Origin of the sequence: Allobaculum sp. JKK-2023 (assembly GCF_034745455.1) — a bacterium.
Lineage (GTDB): Bacteria > Bacillota_I > Bacilli_A > Erysipelotrichales > Erysipelotrichaceae > Allobaculum.
Genome location: NZ_JAYERV010000003.1, coordinates 1778246 through 1800769 on the forward strand (window position 1 = coordinate 1778246; position 22524 = coordinate 1800769).

Below are 22524 nucleotides of genomic sequence, written 5' to 3' on the forward strand. Positions count from 1 at the left end.
ATACTTTTTCTAATGTGGAAAAGACTTTGCGCTTATTGAAAACCAATGACTGGCGGGAATTTATTCAGATCCTGACCGCTGAGTAATCCACTGCATCTTCTACCACTCCTCAACAGAAACCAGGACGCCGTCGGGCGTCTTTTCTTTTTCTTTCCATCCTGCCCAACCTTCGATCTGCAAGTTATCCCCCATTTGATGGGGATAACCGCAATTTTCCTGCGGCTTTGCCATCCCACTCTTTTCCTGACTCTGGCTGCTTAATGAAATCGTCCATTCGCTGGATTTGAACTGCCCAGTGGGTTTGTCTCTAATCTGCTCATGGACCTCTCTTTTTGTTTCCCACTTATCCCACATTTGATGTGGATATCCCCAAAGAAAGGAGGACAACGAAGTGTGGTCAAGGGAATAGGATGAAAAAAACAGGAGAAGGAAGTGAAGAAGTTCTGGGGACAGCTGGATTCTTGCACGAATCCCCAGTTATCCCCTATCCACTTCAAAAATCCACCCTTTATGGGGTTGAGAAGCGATCCCCAAATCTCTTCAAAATGGGGAGTTGAAAGTCCCTTTAGATGCTGTTAGACTTGTCAAAACCAATGAAAACCACTAGATTTTCAGCCTTTATCCTTTCGCTAACCACATTTAGCCAAATTATGTGAATAATTTTAATAATACGAAGTCATTTGTTTAGGGGAATTTGCTTTTTTACTTTATTTATCTATGAATATAAATTCATCTTTGTGTGAATCAAATGTTGTCTGATGTTTGATTTTAGGTGATTTTTTAAGTTATCAGACGTCTTATCTAGACTTCAGACAACCACCCAGTCCGATGAGGGAAAACCGCGGGTTATCCACCAGATTTCCCCAAAAAAGCAAACTGACTTCAAAACTTCTGCAAGTTATCCCCAAAAAATCTGCCGAAAATCGCCCGTTTTCCCCATGTTATCCCCCGCATCTGCAAGATCTGAAAATCAGAAAGTTTTCCCCAATGGGGATATTGGGGATAAGTGGTCTTTAAGCCGAAACCTATCGCGAAACCACCCTTGCAGATAATGTGGATAACTCAGTTTTTAAGGGGGATAAGTCACAAGTTCTTCATGAGTTATCCACATTGTGGAGAACTTTTCAAATTGGGTTATCCACATCTTCTTTCCCCCGCTCTCCCCCATCGACTGTAGAACTCTTCGAAAACAAGTTAAAATCTTGTAGAATTGAAATCTAAGAAAGGATGCAGATTTATGGATTCTTCTTACTCTCAATACTGGACTCAGACACTGGATCTGATCGAAAAAAGCGGCTTCTTTGATGCCGGGGCCATGACCTGGATCAAGAAATCCTCGCTGTTCAAAATTGAAGGCGGAAACGCCTATATCTCCTGCCGGACGGTGATCGCCACCAACCTGATCAAAGGAAATCTGCAGCTTTTCCAAGATACCCTTTCTGAAATCTGGGGGTCGTCGCTGAAGATCCTTCTCATCTCCCAGAAAGAAATGGAAGAGATGATGCCCGAAGAAGCACTGAAACAAAAAACAAACCGCCTGATTGGCCGGGGCTTCGATCCTGCCTACACCTTTGATTCCTTTGTCAAAGGTCCAAGCAACCAGGAAGCTTTAGCAGCCTGTCAGGCGGTCTGTACGCCTAAGACCTACGGCATGTTTAACCCGCTTCTTTTATATGGAAACTCCGGTCTTGGAAAAACGCACATTCTCAATGCCATCGGAAACGAGCTGGCCCGCACAAGACCACAGTCCAAGGTGATTTACCTGTATGCTGGTGATCTGGTCAGCCTGCTTCTTGAAGCGATGCGCACCAAAAACAATGACTCCTCCAATTCGGTGGATGCCATTAAAGACTGTCTGCTCGACTGTGATTATTTCTTGATCGATGATATTCAAAACTTGCGCTCGGCAAGCTGCCAGGAAGTTTTCTTTACTGTATTTAATGAGCTCATCCACCAGAAAAAACAGATCATCCTCACTTCGGATACTCATCCCTCGGAAATCCCCACGCTGACAAGGCGTTTAATCAGCCGGTTCTCCTCCGGTCTGATTGTTAATATTTCCAAGCCAGGGGCGGAAACGGCCAAACGGATTCTGCTCAAGAAAATTGAAGGCCATGAAGATGTCATTGATATTGAAGAAGATGTTCTCGATTTTCTGGCCCGCAGTTACAGTGATGACGTCCGCGCGCTCGAAGGTGTGCTCAACCGGCTGATTTTCAATGCCACCTTATTTAATCCACCATGCATCTCCATGAAGTTTGCGATGGGGGTTTTAAAGGATGAACCGATGCTGGCTGAGCCTGAAGAACTCGATGCAAAAAGCATTAAAAAAGCGGTGATTCGTTTCTATGGTCTTTCCTATCAGGATCTGGAAGGAAAAAGCCGCCAGAAAAAAATCACCCAGGCTAGACAGATCTGTATCTATCTGATGCGTGACATGTTGAAAATGTCCTATGCGGAAATTGGAGTCCAGATGGGTGGTCGAGATCACACCACGATTTCTTCCAACTGCTCTCGGTGCCGCAAAATGATTCAAAACGACAGTGCCTGGAAAGACGCTGTGGAAACCATCAAACGAAAAATCAATGGCTGATTGCAGATCGATTTGATGAGCTGCAACGTTGAATGTGGATAACTGCAAAATCATCGGTGGATATCCACCGAATTTGGGGGATTTGGCAAGCCAAAAAGGCTCTTGGCCTGATTGAAACCTGCTTTTCCTTTGTGGCTTTCCCCCATCTTTGGGGATACAGCTTGATTTTGGCTGGATTGAGTGCGATCTGGCTGACCAGACTTTCTGATCTGGGCCTTTGGGAAAGTTATCCCCCTGTTTTTGTTTATCCACAACTTATCCCCATCCCCTGCTGGATGGGGGATTGAATGGGGGATTGAATGAGGGATTGAATTGGGGATTGGATGTTCTGATCCTGCTTTTGTATTTCTTCTTTTGCTCCCACTTCGTTTTATCCACTTAGATCTGCAAAGTTTGACATCTATTAATAAAGTTTGGCATCTATTAATATGGAAGAGATAAACAGAAAAAGCGATCTTCCTATATTATTGATGATTATGGATGATCTGATGTCATTCTTTCGTGTCGGATTCATTTTCTGACTGGAGGATAGGAAGAGAGTCAAAGGATCACCCAAGAAACACACCTCATCTTTGAAAAAGAAATGGGAAAATCGGGCGAAAAGCTGGAGTATGGCATAGATAAAGGAAGGACGAGAAAGTGAAAAAACAGGGATCTGGAAAAATCCCTGACAAAACAGCTTTTGAGTTGACTTCTTTTTAAAAATTGTCCAAGAGGTTGACTGACAAATTGATCTTTTTACCAGCTATGACATTTTTCTGACATTTTGAGGTCATATGATGACTCAAACCACTCAAAAAGGCGGAAATTTTAAACATCCACAACGACCTTTGCGATTGTCCACAATGTCTCCCCGCCCCATCCCCATCCATTTTTTCTTCATTTTCCTAAACCTATGCGGGGTTTCTGGCCTTTATCCCCACTATCCCCGCCCTTATTATTATTAAGCTTTATTCTTATAAAGAAAGAAGGGACCCTTCCATGGAATTCACCATTCGTCGTTCTTATTTTCTGGATCGTCTTGCTCTGGTTGCTCGAGGAGTTGCTGTTCACTCCCCAATGGAAATGCTCAACGGTATCCTCATCCAGGTCAAAGACAATATGATGGTTCTGACTGGATCCGATACGAACTTTACGATTCAGACTGTGATTATGCCTGATGAAGAAAACCTGCTGGAAATCAGCCAGACAGGTTCACTAGTGATTGAAGCCCGCATGCTGCTCGAACTCATCCGCCGCATGACTGGAGAAATGATTTCTGTAAACTCGCCAGATGGCCAGGCCTTATTGCTGACGGGACCAGATGGCAACTTCGAGCTTGTTGGCAAACCGGGCAGTGAATATGTCATTCAGCCACTAACCCGTCCGGAAAACCATGTCGAGCTGCCAACTGAAGTTTTAAAAAGTATTTATGAACATTGCGCCTATGCAACCAGTGAGCGGAATTCCCGCCAGGTTCTTCAGGGAATCAACCTGGAAATAGCCGATGGCCGCATTGCGGCAACCGCAACGGACTCGATTCGTTTAGCGCGCCAGGTTGTGCCCGTGGAAACGGATGCCGTCTGTCGCATTACGGTTCCAACTGGGCCGCTTGGGGAAGTGACCAAATCTTTGGGCAATGTGGAAACGGTGGATATGTATTGCGATCGCCGGAAAGCCCAGTTCATTTTTGAGAATACCCTGATGCAGATCACTCTGTATGAAGGAAACTTCCCGGATGCGACCCGCATTATTCCTACCAAATATATCTCCACTCTGAAAATGCGTGCTGCAGATTTAGAAGGTATGCTCAACCGGACTTCCATTTACACCAGTGCAGCCAGTTCCCAGACTGGAACGGTTGTCCCCGTGCAGTTTAAATGCTCAGCGGAAGGTCTTGGCATGCGGGTACTGTCCAGTGAGGTCGGTTCCTGCAAGCAGGTTTTTACTGATCTGACCTACACGGGTGAAGATATCACCGTTTCGTTTAATGCCAAACTGATGATTGAAGCGTTAAGAGGACTTCGTTCCAGTGATCAGGTCGAACTCGACTTCACGGGTGAGCTGCGTCCGATTAAAATTACCAATCCCGATGATCCAACACTGACCATGGTCATCGTTCCAATCCGTTCCAACGTTTAAACGACCCAAAAATTTACGAATCTTCAAAAAAAGACGCCCTGCAAGTCGCTGGACGCCTTTTTTTATGGAGGAGTATTCCTGTGAATCCCCGACTGATTTTCCTGCCTGTGGAAATTACAGGCCTATTTTGTTATAATTTAATGAGGAAAAGAGCGCGCAAATGAAACACCCGCTCTTTGCTTCTCCACAAGAAGAGGATTCATCCTGGAGTCCAAAGAATGTCTTTGCGTGGAAGCACGAAAGATTCAGTTTGAAATGGGTGGAATTTGATTGATGCCGCTTATTCAGGACAGTCGACAATTTGTGGTTGTCTTTGGAAAGCGTATGAGAAATGCAGATTGGAAAGATCGCAGGAAAAACAGTTTTCTGACCGATCGATTCTGATTTTTCATGATTGAAAGGAGGAAAGCTGAATATTCCTGGATGGAAGTATTTAGCAAACGAATGAAGTTTACTCTTAAAGATGAATATATTACCCTTCAGCAGATTCTGAAGGCTTGCGATGTCATTCAGTCTGGCGGCCAGATTAAAAGCTGGCTGGCTGAAAACGAAGTCCTGGTCAATGGCGAACCCGAAAACCGGCGCGGTAAAAAGCTGCGCAGCGGCGATGTCGTTGAAGCAGGCGGCATCCGCATCGAAATTGAATGAACGTACAGAAGCTGAATGTTTCTGACTACAGAAACTTTGAAACGGCTTCTTTTTCTTTTGACCCGGACACTATCCATATCCTGATGGGCCGCAATGCCCAGGGAAAAACCAATCTGATTGAAGCCATCTATTTCCTGTCTCACCTGCGTTCCTGGCGAACGTCCAAGACTCCTTCTCTCATCCGTCATGGCCAGGAATTATTCCGCCTGGAGGCCACGATTGAAAATAAAGGAAGAGTCGAATCTTTAAAAATGATCTTCTCTCAGGGGAAAAAATATCTGTTTCGCAATGATAAACCGGTGCAGACCTTCTCGAATTTTGTCGGCATTTTAAACGCCGTCCTTTTTTCGCCAGATGATCTGCAGATTTTTTCTGAACCACCCAAAGAAAGACGAAAGTTCGTCGATATGGAGCTGGTGAAACTTTCCCGTTCCTATACGACCAGGTTAGGTCGTTTCAATAAGCTTTTAAAAGAGCGTTCAGCCATTTTAAAAAGCTTTCGCGTGGATGATGTTTTATTGTCCACCATTACCGATCAGATGATCGAAGAACAGGCGGTTCTGATCACCCAGCGCTATGCCTTTATCCAGCTGCTCGAAGAAAAAGCGAGAGCTGTTTTTCCCTATTTCGGAGAAGGCAGAGAAAAGCTGTCCATCCGCTACAAGACGTGTGTCGATCCAAGCCTTGGTATGGATGAGATTAAAAAGCAGCTGACCGAAGCGTATCAGAAAACCCGCCTGAAAGACAAGCAGATGAAAACAACGGCCGTTGGAATTCACAAAGATGATCTGGAATTTTATCTCAATGATAAGCTTGTGACCCAGACGGCAAGCCAGGGGCAGAAACGCTCCATTGTGCTCGCTTTGAAGATTGGCCTTTGCCAGGTGATTCAGGCCAAGACCGGCCAGAATCCAGTGTTATTGCTGGATGACGTCTTTTCCGAACTCGACGAAACACGTCGGGCCGGATTGATTGCTTCTCTGCCTGAAGAAATTCAGATTTTTATTACGACCGCCGAACCTGTTTCACCAAGCTGGTTCAAGCGGCCAGTCCGTTTTTATACAGTTGACCACGGAGTCATGAAGGAGGGTATTTACGATGTCTGAAACCGATTTAAAAAACCAGACGACTTCACCTGCAACCGACACTCCTGCCAATACTCAATCCCAAGCTGTCGCTAAAGTGATGACGCCTGAAGAGGCAGCATCCAAAGAGGCTGCGGACAGGGAATTGCATGCGTCGGTGCTTGAGTTTGACAAGCTCGAAAATGAAGCCATTCACGTCAGCCATTCATACACGGCCAACGATATTCAGGTCCTTGAAGGCCTGGAAGCGGTCCGCATGCGCCCAGGGATGTATATTGGCTCGACATCCGGACGCGGCCTGCATCATCTGGTCTGGGAAATTGTCGATAACGGTATCGATGAATCCCTTGCCGGCTATGCTGACCGGATTGATGTCACCATTGAAGAGGGGGATGTGATCTGCGTTCACGATAATGGGCGTGGTATGCCAGTAGGCATTCATAAAACCACAGGCATCAGTGCTGTCGAAACCATTATGACTGTCTTACACGCTGGTGGTAAATTCGGCGGCGGCGCCTATAAGGTTTCTGGTGGTCTGCATGGTGTTGGTGCCTCAGTTGTAAACGCACTGTCCAGCTGGCTGGAAGTTTTTGTTGAGCAGGATGGTAAGAAATATTATGTCCGCTTTGAAAACGGCGGTAAAACCGTTGCTCCACTCAAAGAGATCGGGACAACAGACCGTACTGGTACAACTGTGCGCTTCAAACCAGATCCAACGATCTTTAAAGAAACCACACACTTTGAATTTGAAACCCTGAACACCCGTCTGCGTCAGCTGGCATTCCTGAACAAGAACCTGACGTTAACGCTTTCCGATAACCGTGAAGAAAATCCGGTTTGCCGTGAATACAGATACGAAGGCGGAATCATTGAATATGTGAAATTTCTCAACCGCGGCAAAGAAGTCCTCAGTGACAAAGTGATCTATGCCGAAGGTGAAATGGATGGCATCTTAGTCGAAATTGCCCTTCAGTATAACAAAGATTTCCAGAATCAGATTTATTCCTTCGTCAATAACATCAATACCCACGAAGGCGGCTATCACGAAGAAGGCTTCCGCAGTGCACTTGCCCGTGTATTAAACAAGTATGGGAAAGAGAATAATCTGATTAAAAAAGATGAATCCCTTTCCCAAGAGGATGTCAAAGAAGGTCTGGCAGCCATTGTTTCCATCAAACACCCGGATCCACAGTTTGAAGGCCAGACAAAAACCAAACTGGGCAACAGTGAAGTCCGCAAGGTCGTTTCCCAGATTTTCTCCAAACAGTTAGAACGCTTCCTTTTAGAAAACCCAACAGAAGCGCGCGCTATTGTTGAAAAAGGATTAACGGCCGGCCGGGCCCGGATGGCTGCTGCCAAAGCCCGTGAAGCCGTTCAGCGCAAATCCGCTTTGGATGGCATCACTTCACTGCCTGGCAAGCTGACTGACTGCTCCAGCAAGGATCCAAGCGAATGCGAAATTTACATCGTCGAAGGGAACTCCGCCGGCGGCTCGGCCAAGATGGGCCGTGATGCCCGTACGCAAGCTATCCTGCCGCTGCGCGGTAAGATTTTGAACGTTGAAAAAGCCAGAGATGCCCGCATCTTCAAAAATGCTGAAATCAACTCCATGATTACTGCCTTTGGCTGCGGTTTTCGTGAAACGACCGATGTTTCCAAACTGCGTTACCACAAGATCATCATCATGACCGATGCCGATGTCGATGGAAGTCATATTGCGACGCTGATGCTTACGTTCTTATATCGGTTTATGCGCCCTGTTATTGAAGGCGGCTATGTCTATGTCGCACAACCGCCTCTTTACAAGATTCAGAAAGGCAAACGCGTTGAGTATGCCTACAAAGAGCAGGAAATGGACCGCCTGCGTGCTGAATTCAAAGAGGGGTATAAAGTCCAGCGCTATAAAGGTCTGGGTGAAATGGATGCTGAACAGCTTTGGGAGACAACCATGGATCCTGCCCGCCGTATTTTGAAACGCATCACCATTGACGATGCGATGGAAGCGGATGGTGTGTTCTCGATGTTAATGGGTGAAGACGTAGAACCGCGTAAAGAGTTCATCCAGGATAACGCGGAATACGCAACGCTTGACTTATAAAGAAGGAGGAGAAAATGGCTGACGATCAGAACAAAAACCTCAATCCCGACGAAGAGATTTTGCCTGAAGAAGGCGCAGACGAAATCAATGACGACGGAAAAGGCAGTTACGATGTCGTAGAAGACATTGAAATCTGCAAGGAGATGAGGGATTCCTTTCTGGATTACTCCATGTCCGTTATCGTACAGCGTGCCCTCCCGGATGTCCGCGATGGCATGAAACCGGTGCACCGCCGGATTCTGTATGCAATGTCCACATTGAATATGACGCCTGGATCCGCGCATAAAAAATCGGCGCGTATCGTTGGTGATGTTATCGGTAAGTATCATCCACATGGAGATACTGCCGTTTATGAAGCGATGGTCCGTATGGCCCAGGACTTCTCGTATCGCTACCCGCTTGTCGATGGCCATGGTAACTTTGGTTCTCTCGATGGCGATGGCGCAGCTGCCATGCGATACACTGAAGCCCGTATGTCCAAGATCTCAACCGAAATGGTTGCAGACCTGAACAAGGATACCGTCGATTTTATTGAAACCTATGATGGGGATGACCAGGAACCTGTTGTTTTGCCAAGCCGCATTCCTAACCTGCTTTTAAATGGAGCAGTGGGAATTGCGGTTGGTATGGCAACCAACATTCCTCCTCATAACCTCAATGAAGTTGTCGCGGCGATTAAAGCCGTGATGGATGATCCTCAGATCAGTGTTCCGGAACTGATGGAATACTTGCCCGGACCTGACTTCCCGACTGGCGGTATTATCTTAGGCCGTAAGGGCATTCGGGAAGCTTATGAAACGGGTCGTGGATCAATCACAATCCGCGCGAAATACCGGGTTGAGACGCTGGCCAATGGCAAAAAACGTATTATCTACTATGAAATCCCCTATGGCGTCAACAAGATGAAGATGTACGAAAAGATGGCGGAAGTCATCCGGGAAAAGAAGGTCCAGGGCGTCACTTACCTCAACGATGAATCCAACCGTGAAGGGGTGCGCATCGTTATGGATCTGAAAAAGGACGTCCAGGAAGATGTTGTCATTAACCAGATGTTCCGTGAAACCCAGCTTCAGTCTACTTTCGGCATCAACATGCTGGCTCTGGAAAATGGCCGTCCAAAACAGCTGACGATCCGGGAAATGATTATTGATTATGTGAATCACCAAACCAATGTCATCGTCCGCAAGACTCGCTTTGAACTGAAAAAAGCGCAGGAACGGCTGCATATTGTGGAAGGTCTGCGCATTGCATTAGACAATCTGGATGCAGTTATTCATATGATCCGTTCTTCCCGTAAAGAAGAAGCAGGTCTGATTGCTGATATGAACGAAGCTTTTGGATTGGATGATCTTCAGTCCAAAGCCATCCTGGCGATGCAGATCCGTCGTTTATCCGGACTGGAACGCGATAAGCTTGAAAATGAATACAATGCTCTGCTGGCTACGATTGCTGACTTAAAAGACATTCTGGCTAACCATGACCGTGTTTTAGGCATTATCCGCGATAACCTGGATGATATTCAGGCGAAATACGGGGATGAGCGCCGGACTGAAATTATTGAAGGCAACTTCGATGTCATTGATGAGGATCTGATTCCAGAAGAAGATATCATCATGACCCTAACGCATTCTGGTTATCTCAAATCTACGCCAACAAGCACTTACCACACCCAGAACCGTGGAGGTAAGGGAATTCGCAGTATTTCTCTGAATGATGAAGATACAATTGATTTCATGGTCAGCCTCAATAACCATGATTACCTGTTGTTCTTTACCAATACTGGCCGAGTTTACCGGATGCGCGGCTTCCAGTTTCCAATCAGTTCCCGTACTGCGAAAGGAACGCCGATTGTCAACTTCCTGCCTCTTCAGGATAGCGAAAAGGTTGAAGCTATTCTCCCCTACAATCAGGAAGACGATGCTGAAACCTTATTGTTCGTAACCACCAACGGTACCGTAAAACGAACTCCAATTTCGGAATTCAAGAATATCAATCGAACGGGCAAGATTGCCATTTCGCTTAACGAAGGCGATTCTCTGGCTTTTGTACGGGGAACAAGCGGCGATGAGGAAGTTCTGCTTGCCGGCGATAATGGCTATGCAGTCCGTTTCCACGAATCCAAAATCCGTCTGATGGGCCGTTCGGCAGCGGGTGTTAAGGGAATTGATCTTGGCAGTGAAGGTAAAGTTGTGGGTATGGCTTTATCAAGCCAGGGAGAAACTGTTCTGTCCTTATCTGAAAATGGATATGGCAAACGAAGTCCAATCTCTGAATACCGTTTAACAGACCGTGGTACGAAGGGCGTCAAGACTTTGCAGACTTCTGAAGTCACTGGACCACTGGTGGCCTTTAGAGCGGTAGGCGGCGATGAAGATGCCATGATCGTTACCAATTCTGGCCAGATGATTCGTGTTCACCTGAAAGATGTAAAAGTCCAGGGCCGGAATACGAAGGGTGTCCGCGTCATTCGCTTAGGCGAAAATGACAAGGTGAATCGTGTTGCCTTGACAGATCACGAAGAATCAGAATCTGAAAAATCGGATTCCAATCTGACTGCACTTCCTGCCCCAGATGGTATGCCTGATGATCTGACGACTCTGACAAAAGCCAGAGAAGAACAGATGGAAGATGTGACTGTTCCGGTCGATGAATTCAATGAAGGACAGTCTCAGATTGAACATCCAATGGATGGAATTGAAGAAACCGAAGAATAAACGCGTCAATTTCAGCCTGAAAATATGAATTTCAAAATTTCAGCACAGATCAGATCCAATCAGATCTCCGTTCATATGGAGTCAGATCGCGAGAGTATCCATCTGATTGTTTTGATCTGAAATTCATACATCAGACTTACTCTTAAAATACTGCAATTGAAGGAACCTCTTTATCTATAAGAGATTCCTTCTTTTTTTATTCTTAGACCAATAGGAATTGATCATTCGATATTCAGAATTTGAGAAGAATGGCAACAAGCCTGAACAGACTTGGATCCGTATTCAGGAATAGTTCATAAATTTGAAAATCTGACCAATCAGATGAGTTTCCAAAAGTGATTTTGAGAAGATGACAAGCCAATTGCTTCTACCAGATTCATAATTTCATTCCAATCATCATTCAAACATCGATCTTTCCGTTTCCATCCTTTCCGGTCCAGACGGAAAGGAATGGGCCAAGACAATAAGGGTGAACTTGGATTGATGGAGTGATTTTCTGGCTGAAAGGAAGATTGAAGATCAGAGTCTGGCTCGAGCGAGAGTATCTCATTCAATAGTCATTTCTATATGGATCTATGAATTATCCGCTCTTTTGAAGGGAGCGGCCGCAATCCTTTCGACTTCAATCTTTAGCCATTTGATCAAAGACAGGAACAAGATGAACAGATGGATCAACCGGATCGACAATAAAGAGATATACCGTCGCAAAGCAGAGATCTGCCTGGTCAATCTGACTTTTTCAAAACTGCAAAAAGTCCTGAAAAGCGACATTTTTAAGGTGATTTTTTAAGGTGATTTATAGAAGAGATTTTCTTGAAGGTCATGACAGATCAGGTTTTTGACTCAATTGAAGAAAGCTTAAAAATAAAAATCGGATCCTACTGGAGAAAAATCAGATCAAAAAGAGTTAAAATCGGAACAGTTTGAATTTTTCCTATTTTAGAATTGCGTGTTTTAGATGAGAATTCACCTATTTCAGACTTTGTTTTGAGACAAAATCTGATTGATCATATCCCTGGCTGATTTGATCAATCAGATTTTGTCAGGAATAACTCTGAAAATGGAATGAATTCACATCCATCTAGAAAAAATATCGGATTTCCGATGCCGGAAAGACAGCCTCTCACTCCTTGTCGTAGCTGCTGAATACGGTCATGGCTGTAAAAGATCCCATTTTATATCGGATTTTAAGAATTTATGAATGGAATTTGTATGAAAGGATCCTCGTTGTTTATAACCAATGATGACCTTAAATATCGATCTGAAAAGTCAGTTTGAGGCTGATTTTGATCAGCTTGGGCCGGTTTTGATCAAGGGGTGGCATCAAACGAAGCAAATTTCCCAAATAAAAGATGAATTCTGGTGATGGATGAGCAGAAATGAGAAGAAACGGCAGCCAGATCGAGAATAAAACAGGAAAGTGCTTAGGAATCGGGATGAAGAGGGAGAATTAGACGTTTCGATCAATGAAAACGGCCTGGATAACGGAAAATCAGGTTTAAATCCCTAATTATTCAAGTCGTTTTTGGCTTTTTATTCCTTCTTTTGAGGGTTTTGACGATGAATTGGTCAGAAAAAGAGAAGATTGGATCAATATTTTTGCTTTTCCTATGAATCATTCAGAAGTAAATCCTCTCAAACTGCCTGTTTTGCTCTTGATCCGATAGGAGATCAGATGGGGCGACTAGAGGATAAAACTAGAAATTGACTGGATCCGACAGAGGAAGAAATCACCAGCAAAGAAAAAAATCTGCCTGATTTTCGGGATATTCAGAAGCTTATTCCCGTCCCTGTCCTATGAAAGGGAGATTATCGATATGAAGTTGACTGACCATCGGGTGCTATTCAGATGATCAGGAGAAAGCTGGATCTGATGGCAATATGAAAAGTCAGACAACTCTGAAAATGGATGGGAAAAGTCCGATCAAGTCGTCTCCCAAGTTGCTCTGAAGTTGTCTGACATCTAAAAAACGATTCGAAAATCGGTCTGATCACTCCGAAATTTGGCAGACAACTTATTCTTTTGATCCTCTTTTTCCTGTGAATGGAAATAAAGTTGTCTGATTTTCGTATGCCAGAAGAAATAAGGATCGGATCAGGCGTCTGATTATCTGCAATCCACTATCCCCAATTTTGAGGATTTCTCCTATGAATACTTCTGACTCTTCTGATTTTATTCAGAATGGAGCTGCGAAAGTCGTACTCTCGATGAAAGAGCGATCATTCCGATGGGAATCCGATCGATCGGTTTCTGAATTCATACGAATCAGCTTTCCAATAGAAGATAAGATCAGATTGCATAAGAAATGATCGGCTTATTCAGCTGCCTGTTTTCTTCCATCTGCCTATTGATGGCCGATTCTGAATCAGATGGAAAGAATATGGCTTTCCTATTTCGTTCCTTACAGACTTTGAGCCGGATTTATAGAATCGGTTTTATATCGGATTTCAGAAATTCCAGAACCAGGGATCAGAATATCGATCCGATTCAAGGGTTCAGAAATCGACCCGAACAATATACTGGTCGTCCAACGGAACCAGTTTTGCGAATCTGAGACAATAAGACTATAACTTCAACGCAAATTTGGCTGCTGATTCAGCCAGACTGAACTGAATCGCTGTAGTCTGGCGGATCTGTTAAATTTTCGATATCTTCAACAATTCCTGAGGACTCAGCTGATGGTTGTTGATAGAACGATCAGGATTCATCGACTGTGAAAGCATTTTTTACGGTTGGTTGAACTTATGAACCTGCCCAGTTTGCTACCGATTTTGTTCAGTGATAAATTATTGAGTAAGTAAAAGGAGATTAGAATGCTCGATTTGAAATTTGTCCGCGAAAACCCGGATCTTGTCAAAGAGAATATGCGCAAGAAGTTTCAGGATCACAAGCTTCACCTTGTTGATGAAGTGATCTGTGATGATGCCGCTTTACGCCGCACACAGCAGCAGGCTGACGAACTTCGTTCCCAGCGCAAAAACGCATCCAAGAAGATTGGTATGCTGATGGGACAGGGTAAAAAAGAAGAAGCGGAAGCAGCGAAGAAAGAGACTGCAGATCTTGGAGATCAGATTGCAGAACTCGCAAAAAAAGAAGATGAGTTAAGAGAATCTGTAACCAAAGCAATGATGCAGATTCCAAATATGATTGATCCATCCGTTCCGATTGGAAAAGACGACAGCGAAAATGTCGAACTCCAGCGCTTCGGTGAACCAGTTGTTCCTGATTTTGAAATTCCTTATCACACTGAAATTATGGAATCTCTGAGCGGAATCGATTTAGATGCCGCCAGACGTGTTGCTGGAAATGGTTTCTACTACCTGCTGGGAGATGTTGCCAGATTACATTCGGCTATCCTCTCTTATGCACGTGACTTCATGATTGACCGTGGATTTACTTATGTCATTCCACCATACATGATCCGTTCTAACGTTGTTACAGGTGTTATGTCTTTTGCGGAAATGGACGGCATGATGTACAAGATCGAAGGTGAAGACTTGTATCTGATCGGAACCTCCGAACATTCCATGATTGGCCGCTTCATCGACCAGATCCTGGATGAAAAAGAATTACCCTATACCCTGACTTCTTATTCCCCTTGCTTCCGTAAAGAAAAAGGTGCTCATGGTATTGAAGAACGTGGTGTATACCGGATTCACCAGTTCGAAAAACAGGAAATGATTATTGTCTGCAAGCCAGAAGAATCTGCTGACTGGTTCGTGAAACTCTACATGAACACAGTTGATTTCTTCAGAAGTCTTGAGATTCCTGTTCGTACTCTTGAATGCTGCTCTGGTGACCTGGCTGACCTGAAATCAAAATCTGTCGATGTTGAAGCCTGGTCCCCAAGACAGAAGAAATACTTTGAAGTGGGTTCCTGCTCCAATCTGACCGATGCTCAGGCTCGTCGTCTGAAAATCCGTGTCAAAGACGAAAAAGGCAAAAAGTACTACGCTCATACTTTGAACAATACCTGCGTTGCTCCTCCTCGCATGCTGATTGCATTCCTGGAAAACCATCTGCAAGAAGACGGTTCTGTTACAATCCCAGAAGTACTCCAGCCATACATGGGTGGAAAAAAGGTTCTGGTTCCTACAAAGAAATAAGCAACCCATCAACGGATTTCTGATTCAGCTCAGGAATCCGTTTTTTTAGAGGAATCATGCATTTTATTCCGATAACGATTAAGGATGGATAGAGTCTGGTTGACTGGTTTTCTACTACCGGGCAATCCTTTTTGCAAATCTTTTTCACGTGGAATCAAACTGGTGATCAAAACCCCCTGAAGGCAGATTGTCTTCAGGGGGTTCTGATTCTTAGTGATGGGTTTCTGGTTGTCGGATTCCTGAGAGGAATCGCCAGGACTATTGATTGACAGAACCTTGAGAGTTCTGGTTTGGATCCTGTGTCTGTGGATTTGTATCTTGTGTCTGATCGTCTTTCTTATCCGAATCTGAGTCCTTGTCCTCTTCCGAAGAGGTGTCATGGCGAACCTGCGGTTCTTCATCAGTCCGGATAAAGGTCATTGTCATCACCAGCTGACCGGAAGCATCTCGAGAAAGAGTTCCAGTTGCCTGGGCTGTACAGCCGCCAAATGGGATTTCAAATCCTTGTAAAATAATGTATTCACTTGTCGTGCTGTTCCATAAAACAGGAACCATCTGGCCGTTCTTGTCGGCAACCAGGGCCTGTGGAAGGTTGCCAGTGACAACAACGGGAACTTGGTACTGGATCAGCTTATCGGCATTTTCATAGGCGGCATCCACGCTGATTGTCTGATCCTTAAATTCTTTTTCTACTGCTTCTTTGGAGTCCGTGACCTGCGAAGAGGAATCTGAGGAAGAGTCTGATGCACCCGAATTGTTGTCCGCAACGGGATTGGATCCTTTGGGGACAATACTGATCGTAACTGTATTGCTTGTGACACCATCCTGATCGACACGGACAGTGTAATCACCTGGATCTTCAGCTTCGAATTTGATTACTCCATCTTCTACCCAGGATTCGCCGCCATTAACCGTGATGGAGTTTGGATCAATCCGAGTGGGAAATGGAGATGTTTTTACATCCACGATGATGGTCTGATACGGGTTCATTACCTGATCAGGGGAAACACTCAGTTCAATTGACTTTGCTTTGCATCCGGTAACCATGAAGCAGCTGACCAGGGCAATGGCAGGAAGAATCTTTTTCATATTCATATGTACACCTCTAATGATCTGGATTTTTTCAACCGAAAGTAAATATTGTTCTTTTCCATAGTACTTGAACTTTGGAAAGGAAAGTATCGCTTTTTCAAAAAAAGTTTCGTTTTTTGAATCTAACAGAACCAAAAGTATTTCCCGTGAAATCTTAAACTGTTGTATCCGCTTTGACTGGTCATCTGACTGCTCAGATTTGAAGGAAAAAAGAACCAGTCAAAATCATAGGATAGCTGCATTCAAATCCGATTTGAAGCGGAAAAACGATCAGATCAACCTCCTCCTAATCCGATCAAAAGAGTATCAGTGGTGATGAATTCATACGAATAAGATGAATAAAATGGATGAGTTTACGAACCTGGATCGGTTTGACAAGCTGTTTGATCCACAATATGAAAGAATTCATTTGATTGCCAATTTTCGGCGACCTGTACCCATGGATTTGATGATCAGGTGATCTGTCAGATTTGGATTTCAAAAGATGTATTTAATCTGGTTTGGACGACGAGATTTGTAAAGTATCCTGACTGCTGTTCGATTGATCGGTTGTTGACTGGTCTGCTGATCAGACAGCCAGCTAACGCAGGATGGTTAAAGAGAACCATTCGTAAATGATCCCGGTTTCGCGAGATGAACTTGATCACCGGTAGAAGATTGAAAACGATTGGACTTGATTTAGTTCTGAAATCTGATATATTACCTGACTTTAGGGTCACGTTTTTAAATGTAGTACTCAAAATCCTGGAGAAAACATCAGAAATGTTTCTCCAGGATTTTATTTATTTGAGTTCTCTCTAAGTAATAGTGATCGAGTGGTAAATTATATGTTTTAGATAAGTAATCATTGATATCACATTTCGGACTTATATTTATGAATGTATAGGGGCCTGTTGGAAGTACTTTTAGTTCATGCATAAAGTTATATACTTTTTCACTTCCAAATTTATTTTTTAAAACCTTATATTGAAAAAGCCTCTCAAGCAGGACGCTGAGATAACACACTAAAAAATGCCCTTTGATTCTGTCATAATTCTGTAAGTATACTGGCCTCGCATCTAAAGATGATTTCATCGTCCTGAATGATTCTTCAATATGCCATAATTCATGATAGGTCTGGTAAATAGTCGAATCATCCATTTTGTATTCAGAAGTAATAAGCATATTGAAACCAGCACATTTACGATGCTTTTCAATCAAATTTGTATTTAATACAGCGATAACTTTTTCTTTATTTCCATTATCAGATTTATTCTCTGTCGTAAAAATCATATATTTAGCCGAATCGCCGTAATCAGATTTTTTTGCCGCACTGGCACACAGATTCTTGGCCTTTTCTTCTAATCTAGTAATCTCTCGACGTTTTTTTCTTGCCAAAGAAGGATTGAATGTGACTACTCTTTTTTCAGTGACGGTAAGACTATGCTTTCTTCCGTTTTCATCTCGGTAATCGTATTTATGTTGAAAAAGTTTACTCTTCATTTTGTAAGCCAGCCGGCCATCACGATCTATCACTTCCTGAAACCCCTCATCTTCGATAGCCCACTCCATCTCATCTTCAGGGAGCTGGAGGACTGACTTGGAGAAGATATAGCCATCATGAGCCAAGATCGCATCATGGATGTTTTCGGCACAATTGAGGCCTTTGTCGGCCACTCTGACCGTTTTTCCCGTCACTCCCTGTTTATTTTTAAGGTCATGGAGAACTTCACGCATAACCGGTTTCTCAGACTGATTGCCGGGGTAAAGTCTCATTCCGATTGGAAGACAATTTGCATCAAGTAATAATCCCATACCAATAATAGGATCAGTTCGATTTTCTTTAGACGGACCTTTACGTCGCCAGTCGTCCTGGGCATCTATTTCAAAATAGAAATTTGTACAGTCAAAATAGGTTTGATTTACATCTAGAATGTATGTTTCATGTGTATGATGCGTAAAGATTTCTACTACTTTCTCATATTCGCGTCCGAGCAACTCTAAGCAAGAAAGAGTCTGGTCATAGGAAAACTGTGTCTGGCCATACAGAGTGGGAAATATTTCGTTAACGGTTTTAAATTTAGACATGGGATTACATAGTCTTGAATAGATTAATAACTCAAGACAATCTGACAAGTTATATTCAAATTTGCGCCCGTATTGAAGGTAGTCAATATCATTTTTGACATCCAGACGGCGATAAATCGCTGCAGGCACAAAAAAGCCAATGCGTTTTTCTGGAATGTTTTTTTCTATCAATTTTTTCTTGGAGGTCTGAATTTTCCGTTTGTCATTCATCGTTCGCACAGCGGTTGTGTAGAAATTGATTGGATCTTTAACTCCTAGAGATTCTAAATAATCTGCATAACCTAGTGTTTTTATATGTTTTGATTTAGGTAGCTTGGTTTCTGGATCGCGATATGACTCGTAAATTTGAAGATAGATCCCTTTAGCGCGTTTGGATTTTCTGAGATGAAATGCCATACCATATTTCCCCCATAATTAGGTATTACAAGTACTACCATTATAGAGCGCATCTAAAATACTCGCAAGTTTTTTCAAAAAAAAAAGAGCCTTACTTAAGGGATCAATAAATAAATTTCTAAAATTTTTTTCGCATTTTCTAAAGAAAGTAGTACCCAAACCCTTAAGACGGGGCTAACGCAGGATGGTTAAAGAGAACCATTCGTAAATGATCCCGGTTTCGCGAGATGAACTTGATCACCGGTAGAAGATTGAAAACGATTGGACTTGATTTAGTTCTGAAATCTGATATATTAATGGAGCTACTACAATAGCATCCTGCTAAATGTGTCAGGTCGGGAACGAAGCAGCACCGTGCTGGCTCTGTTATGTGTAGTAGTTTTTTAATGCCTGATTCTTGCCTGTTGGTATCTGCCAGCAGGTCTTTTATTTTTCCACGTGAAACATTCTGGTGTGAACCCTGTCTTTTTCAGTTTTAGAGACAATCTGAGCTGTTTTGGACTTTGGTGATCTGGATTGGCGAGGTGCACCTGTATTCATCTTGTTCAAGTCTGAATCTTGCCTTGCTATTTGAAGATTCAGACCTTGCTTTGAAACATGAGTTCGCTCCCAATTGTCCTCTTTCCGCCCTGTTTTCTGATTTCCATTTCCTTTTTCGATACTCCCCCAAGCCTACTGTCCACTCCTTTTATCAATTTCTTTCTGGCTTTATTTGCATGATTTAACCAGTACGGTTTTTCTTGATGATCAGGATGCAGATTTGCCCTTTCTCACTGGTCGTCTTTTTTCTCTGTCTATTCCCGTTGATGATCACCATCTAAAATTCAGATTCTTACCTCGTCGAAAAAAAAAGAATCCAATTTCGAACTGAATAAAGAATCTTTGGGATGAAAGCTTAAAGACTGAAAATGAAGGCACGGGATCGAAGATCAGAGAGCCAGTTCAACGCATAACGAGGACCGTCAGAAGAATTCCTGAGAAAATAGAGCTGCTCAGACTCAATCTTTAAAGATGGAAAATGGAGATCTGGATTCGGATTCTTGCTGGATTTTGCAAATGCGGTCGGGATTGGATGGGTTTTTCGAAATGGAGCCTGATTAGAGACTGGGTTTGATATCATGGAAACTAATGATGGAAAACACAAAAGAGAAATATATGAACAGCGCTCTTCGTCTTGCCAAGAAGGCGGAGACATTAGATGAAGTTCCAGTGGGGGCAGTGATTGTTCAGGAAGGCAAAATCATTGGCCGAGGATACAATCGCCGTCAGACCAGACAGAACTCTCTGGAGCATGCCGAATTGATGGCGATCGCCCAGGCTTGTCGAAAACTGAGCAGCTGGCGATTGGAAGGCTGCGATCTGTATGTCACCCTGGAGCCCTGCCCGATGTGTGCTGGAGCGATTATCCAGTCGCGAATTGAGCACGTTTATTTTGGGGCTTTCGATGCCAAGGGTGGAGCAGTTGGATCGGTAACCAATCTGTTTGAACTTCCGCAATGGAATCATCATCCGGCTTTTGAAGGGGGCATTCTGGAAGAGGAATGTTCCACTCTTCTCAAGGAGTTCTTCAAAGAAAAGCGACGAAAAAAGAAACTGGAAAAACAGCTGCGAAAACAACAGGAGCAAAACGAATGTTCTTGCTTCCAGAATCAGACTGAAGGTCCAGCTCAACCATTCCAGCTACAGAATACTCATCCGACTCAAAAACACGCTGAATGTGCATGTGATCATTCCAACAATATGGATCCAAAGCAATCCAATCCGTCTCGGCGAGAATTCATTGCGGATCCAGATGAAGATAAAAACCAGAAAGGAGAACGGCTGTAATGGCTTATCAAGCTCTCTATCGAAAATATCGTCCTGCTTCCTTTGACGATGTTGTTGGGCAGAAACACATTGTCCAGACACTGAAAAATGCGATTTCCAAAAATCGAATTGCCCATGCCTATTTGTTCTGTGGTCCTCGTGGGACAGGAAAAACTTCGATCGCGAAAATTTTCGCCCGAACGCTCAATTGTACTGGTGAAAATCCACCCTGCATGGAGTGTGAGAACTGCAAACTTTCCTTGTCGGGAACCCATCCAGATATCATCGAAATCGATGCGGCTTCCAACAATGGTGTCGATGAAGTTCGAGCTTTGATTGACCGTGTCGGCTACGCCCCATTAGAGGGAAAGTACAAAGTCTATATTATTGACGAGGTGCATATGATGACCTCAGGGGCTTTCAATGCCCTGCTCAAGACAATTGAAGAACCACCTGCCCATGTCATCTTCATCTTTGCGACGACAGAGCCACACAAGGTTCTGCCAACTATTCTTTCGAGATGTCAGCGATATGATTTCTCCAAAGTCAGCCACAAAGATATCGAGGATCGTTTGACCTATGTCTGCCAACAGGAATCAGTTAACGCGGATGAAGAAGCCCTGTCATTGATTGCAGAACTGGCAGATGGTGGAATGCGAGATGCACTGTCTATCCTGGATCAGTGCATTGCGTATGAACAGAACCATTTAACGATTGATGATGTTCGCGAGATCTATGGTGTTGTACAGCCAGAAGAAATTGGAGATCTGGTTGAAGATCTGGTTCCTGAAAGAGCGAATGATGCGATGGAGAAATTGACATTGATCGAGCGTAAGGGAATGGATATGAAGCGGTTCACCGCCGACCTTATTTCCCTTTACAAGGACTCGCTGCTTCAGGAATTGCACTCAAAAACAGATCTGATTTCAGAGAAACGAAAGAAAGTGATCGAGAAGTCATTTCTCAGCCAGCCGGTAGACAAACGAATTCAGATTCTGAATGATCTGATGAACCTCTACAATAAGCTGGCCTACTCCTCGAATGTGATGGACTATATTGAGACGATCTTGCTGAAAAATGCGCTCTGGAAGCCTGCACCCATGTTCCAGCCGTCGGTTCAGCCAGTCAGCCAACCTCAATATGAAAGAAGAAATCTCGTTCAGAATCGATCTGAACAAAAATCTGACCGTCTGATTCAGCACCAGAATCCAACTGTAAGTACGGCATCTGCATCGCCCAAACCAGATCTGGCCAATAAGTTCTGGAATATGAATGTTTCACGTGAAACATCAGAAAAAACAACAAAACATCAATCGGAATTCAGATTTTCGGAAGATTTCCTTCTCAGCCTGCTTGTCGGGGCGACCAAGACAGAGAAAAGCAATGATTTGACTCATATGAAGGATGGATCAAAGTATGCCAACGATCTGGAGTATGCCAAGTTTGCTCTGTCGCTTCGAGGAAGCCGGATTGCAGCAAGTGGCAACAGTTACATCCTTCTTGGCGTTACGAATAATCTGATCAAGGACAATATCAATGGACTGGAACAGTCGATTGGCTATGAAGCCTTCACCAACAAACTGCTGGGGAAACCAAAGAAGGTTTTTGCGATTACCTTGGATGAAGTCACTTCATTGTTTACGGCTTATAAGAAAAGAGCGGCCCAAAAGAGTCTTCCGGATCCGGCAATGATTGAAGTTCTCCTTCCTGCATCTGAACAGGAGATCCCTGTAGAAGAGCAGCTGAAGAAACGCTTTGCAGATCTGAAAATTGAGGAAAATTGATGAAACGAAAATC

At 43.8% G+C, this 22524-nt stretch carries 12 protein-coding genes and 1 other RNA gene; 10 read left to right on the forward strand and 3 right to left on the reverse strand.

From position 1 onward, the window contains the following. Positions 1-99: 99 nt before the first annotated feature. Complete coding sequence (locus U4956_RS07230; RefSeq protein WP_323089861.1) at positions 100-231, reverse strand: hypothetical protein; 132 nt, start codon at positions 229-231, stop codon at positions 100-102. A gap of 1006 nt (positions 232-1237) precedes the next feature. Here U4956_RS07230 and dnaA point away from each other — a divergent pair. The 7 genes from dnaA to serS all read left to right on the forward strand — a co-directional run bounded on the left by dnaA (position 1238) and on the right by serS (position 15366). After that, complete coding sequence (dnaA, locus tag U4956_RS07235; RefSeq protein WP_323089862.1) at positions 1238-2593, forward strand: chromosomal replication initiator protein DnaA; 1356 nt, start codon at positions 1238-1240, stop codon at positions 2591-2593. A 981-nt stretch (positions 2594-3574) separates the two neighbouring features. Further along, positions 3575-4714, forward strand: coding sequence for a DNA polymerase III subunit beta (dnaN, locus tag U4956_RS07240; RefSeq protein ID WP_323089863.1), 1140 nt, complete (start codon positions 3575-3577; stop codon positions 4712-4714). Positions 4715-5137: 423 nt separating this feature from the next. Beyond that, positions 5138-5362, forward strand: a complete 225-nt coding sequence (gene yaaA, locus U4956_RS07245) for a S4 domain-containing protein YaaA (protein WP_395529437.1) — start codon at positions 5138-5140, stop codon at positions 5360-5362. Continuing rightward, positions 5359-6468, forward strand: coding sequence for a DNA replication/repair protein RecF (recF, locus tag U4956_RS07250; protein WP_323089864.1), 1110 nt, complete (start codon positions 5359-5361; stop codon positions 6466-6468). Before yaaA ends, recF begins: the two co-directional genes overlap by 4 nt. After that, positions 6461-8545: a DNA topoisomerase (ATP-hydrolyzing) subunit B gene (gene gyrB, locus U4956_RS07255; RefSeq protein WP_395529439.1), complete on the forward strand. Its 2085-nt coding sequence runs from the start codon at positions 6461-6463 to the stop codon at positions 8543-8545. Before recF ends, gyrB begins: the two co-directional genes overlap by 8 nt. Positions 8546-8559: 14 nt before the next feature. Beyond that, positions 8560-11259, forward strand: coding sequence for a DNA gyrase subunit A (gene gyrA, locus U4956_RS07260; RefSeq protein WP_323089865.1), 2700 nt, complete (start codon positions 8560-8562; stop codon positions 11257-11259). Between the two features lie 2814 nt (positions 11260-14073). Beyond that, on the forward strand, positions 14074-15366 hold the full coding sequence (serS, locus tag U4956_RS07265) for a serine--tRNA ligase (protein ID WP_323089866.1): 1293 nt from the start codon (positions 14074-14076) through the stop codon (positions 15364-15366). A gap of 258 nt (positions 15367-15624) precedes the next feature. Here serS and U4956_RS07270 read toward each other — a convergent pair whose 3' ends face one another. Beyond that, complete coding sequence (locus tag U4956_RS07270; protein WP_323089867.1) at positions 15625-16461, reverse strand: hypothetical protein; 837 nt, start codon at positions 16459-16461, stop codon at positions 15625-15627. Between the two features lie 753 nt (positions 16462-17214). Continuing rightward, on the reverse strand, positions 17215-18921 hold the full coding sequence (locus tag U4956_RS07275) for an IS1634 family transposase (RefSeq protein ID WP_323089868.1): 1707 nt from the start codon (positions 18919-18921) through the stop codon (positions 17215-17217). 294 nt (positions 18922-19215) lie between these two features. Between U4956_RS07275 and ffs the strand changes: the two genes are divergently transcribed. From ffs to dnaX, 3 genes are all read left to right on the forward strand, one after another. Then, positions 19216-19313, forward strand: an RNA gene (gene ffs, locus U4956_RS07280) — signal recognition particle sRNA small type. A 739-nt stretch (positions 19314-20052) separates the two neighbouring features. Further along, positions 20053-20748, forward strand: a complete 696-nt coding sequence (gene tadA / locus U4956_RS07285; protein WP_323089869.1) for a tRNA adenosine(34) deaminase TadA — start codon at positions 20053-20055, stop codon at positions 20746-20748. Next, positions 20748-22511: a DNA polymerase III subunit gamma/tau gene (gene dnaX / locus U4956_RS07290; protein WP_323089870.1), complete on the forward strand. Its 1764-nt coding sequence runs from the start codon at positions 20748-20750 to the stop codon at positions 22509-22511. The genes tadA and dnaX overlap by 1 nt, the downstream gene beginning before the upstream one ends. Positions 22512-22524 lie beyond the last annotated feature (13 nt).

Coding starts and splice junctions, on each gene's coding strand:
- U4956_RS07230 (WP_323089861.1), bottom strand. CDS start 231: ATGGCAAAGCCGCAGGAAAATTGCGGTTATCCCCATCAAATGGGGGAT.
- dnaA (WP_323089862.1), top strand. CDS start 1,238: ATGGATTCTTCTTACTCTCAATACTGGACTCAGACACTGGATCTGATC.
- dnaN (WP_323089863.1), top strand. CDS start 3,575: ATGGAATTCACCATTCGTCGTTCTTATTTTCTGGATCGTCTTGCTCTG.
- yaaA (WP_395529437.1), top strand. CDS start 5,138: ATGGAAGTATTTAGCAAACGAATGAAGTTTACTCTTAAAGATGAATAT.
- recF (WP_323089864.1), top strand. CDS start 5,359: ATGAACGTACAGAAGCTGAATGTTTCTGACTACAGAAACTTTGAAACG.
- gyrB (WP_395529439.1), top strand. CDS start 6,461: ATGTCTGAAACCGATTTAAAAAACCAGACGACTTCACCTGCAACCGAC.
- gyrA (WP_323089865.1), top strand. CDS start 8,560: ATGGCTGACGATCAGAACAAAAACCTCAATCCCGACGAAGAGATTTTG.
- serS (WP_323089866.1), top strand. CDS start 14,074: ATGCTCGATTTGAAATTTGTCCGCGAAAACCCGGATCTTGTCAAAGAG.
- U4956_RS07270 (WP_323089867.1), bottom strand. CDS start 16,461: ATGAATATGAAAAAGATTCTTCCTGCCATTGCCCTGGTCAGCTGCTTC.
- U4956_RS07275 (WP_323089868.1), bottom strand. CDS start 18,921: ATGGCATTTCATCTCAGAAAATCCAAACGCGCTAAAGGGATCTATCTT.
- tadA (WP_323089869.1), top strand. CDS start 20,053: ATGGAAAACACAAAAGAGAAATATATGAACAGCGCTCTTCGTCTTGCC.
- dnaX (WP_323089870.1), top strand. CDS start 20,748: ATGGCTTATCAAGCTCTCTATCGAAAATATCGTCCTGCTTCCTTTGAC.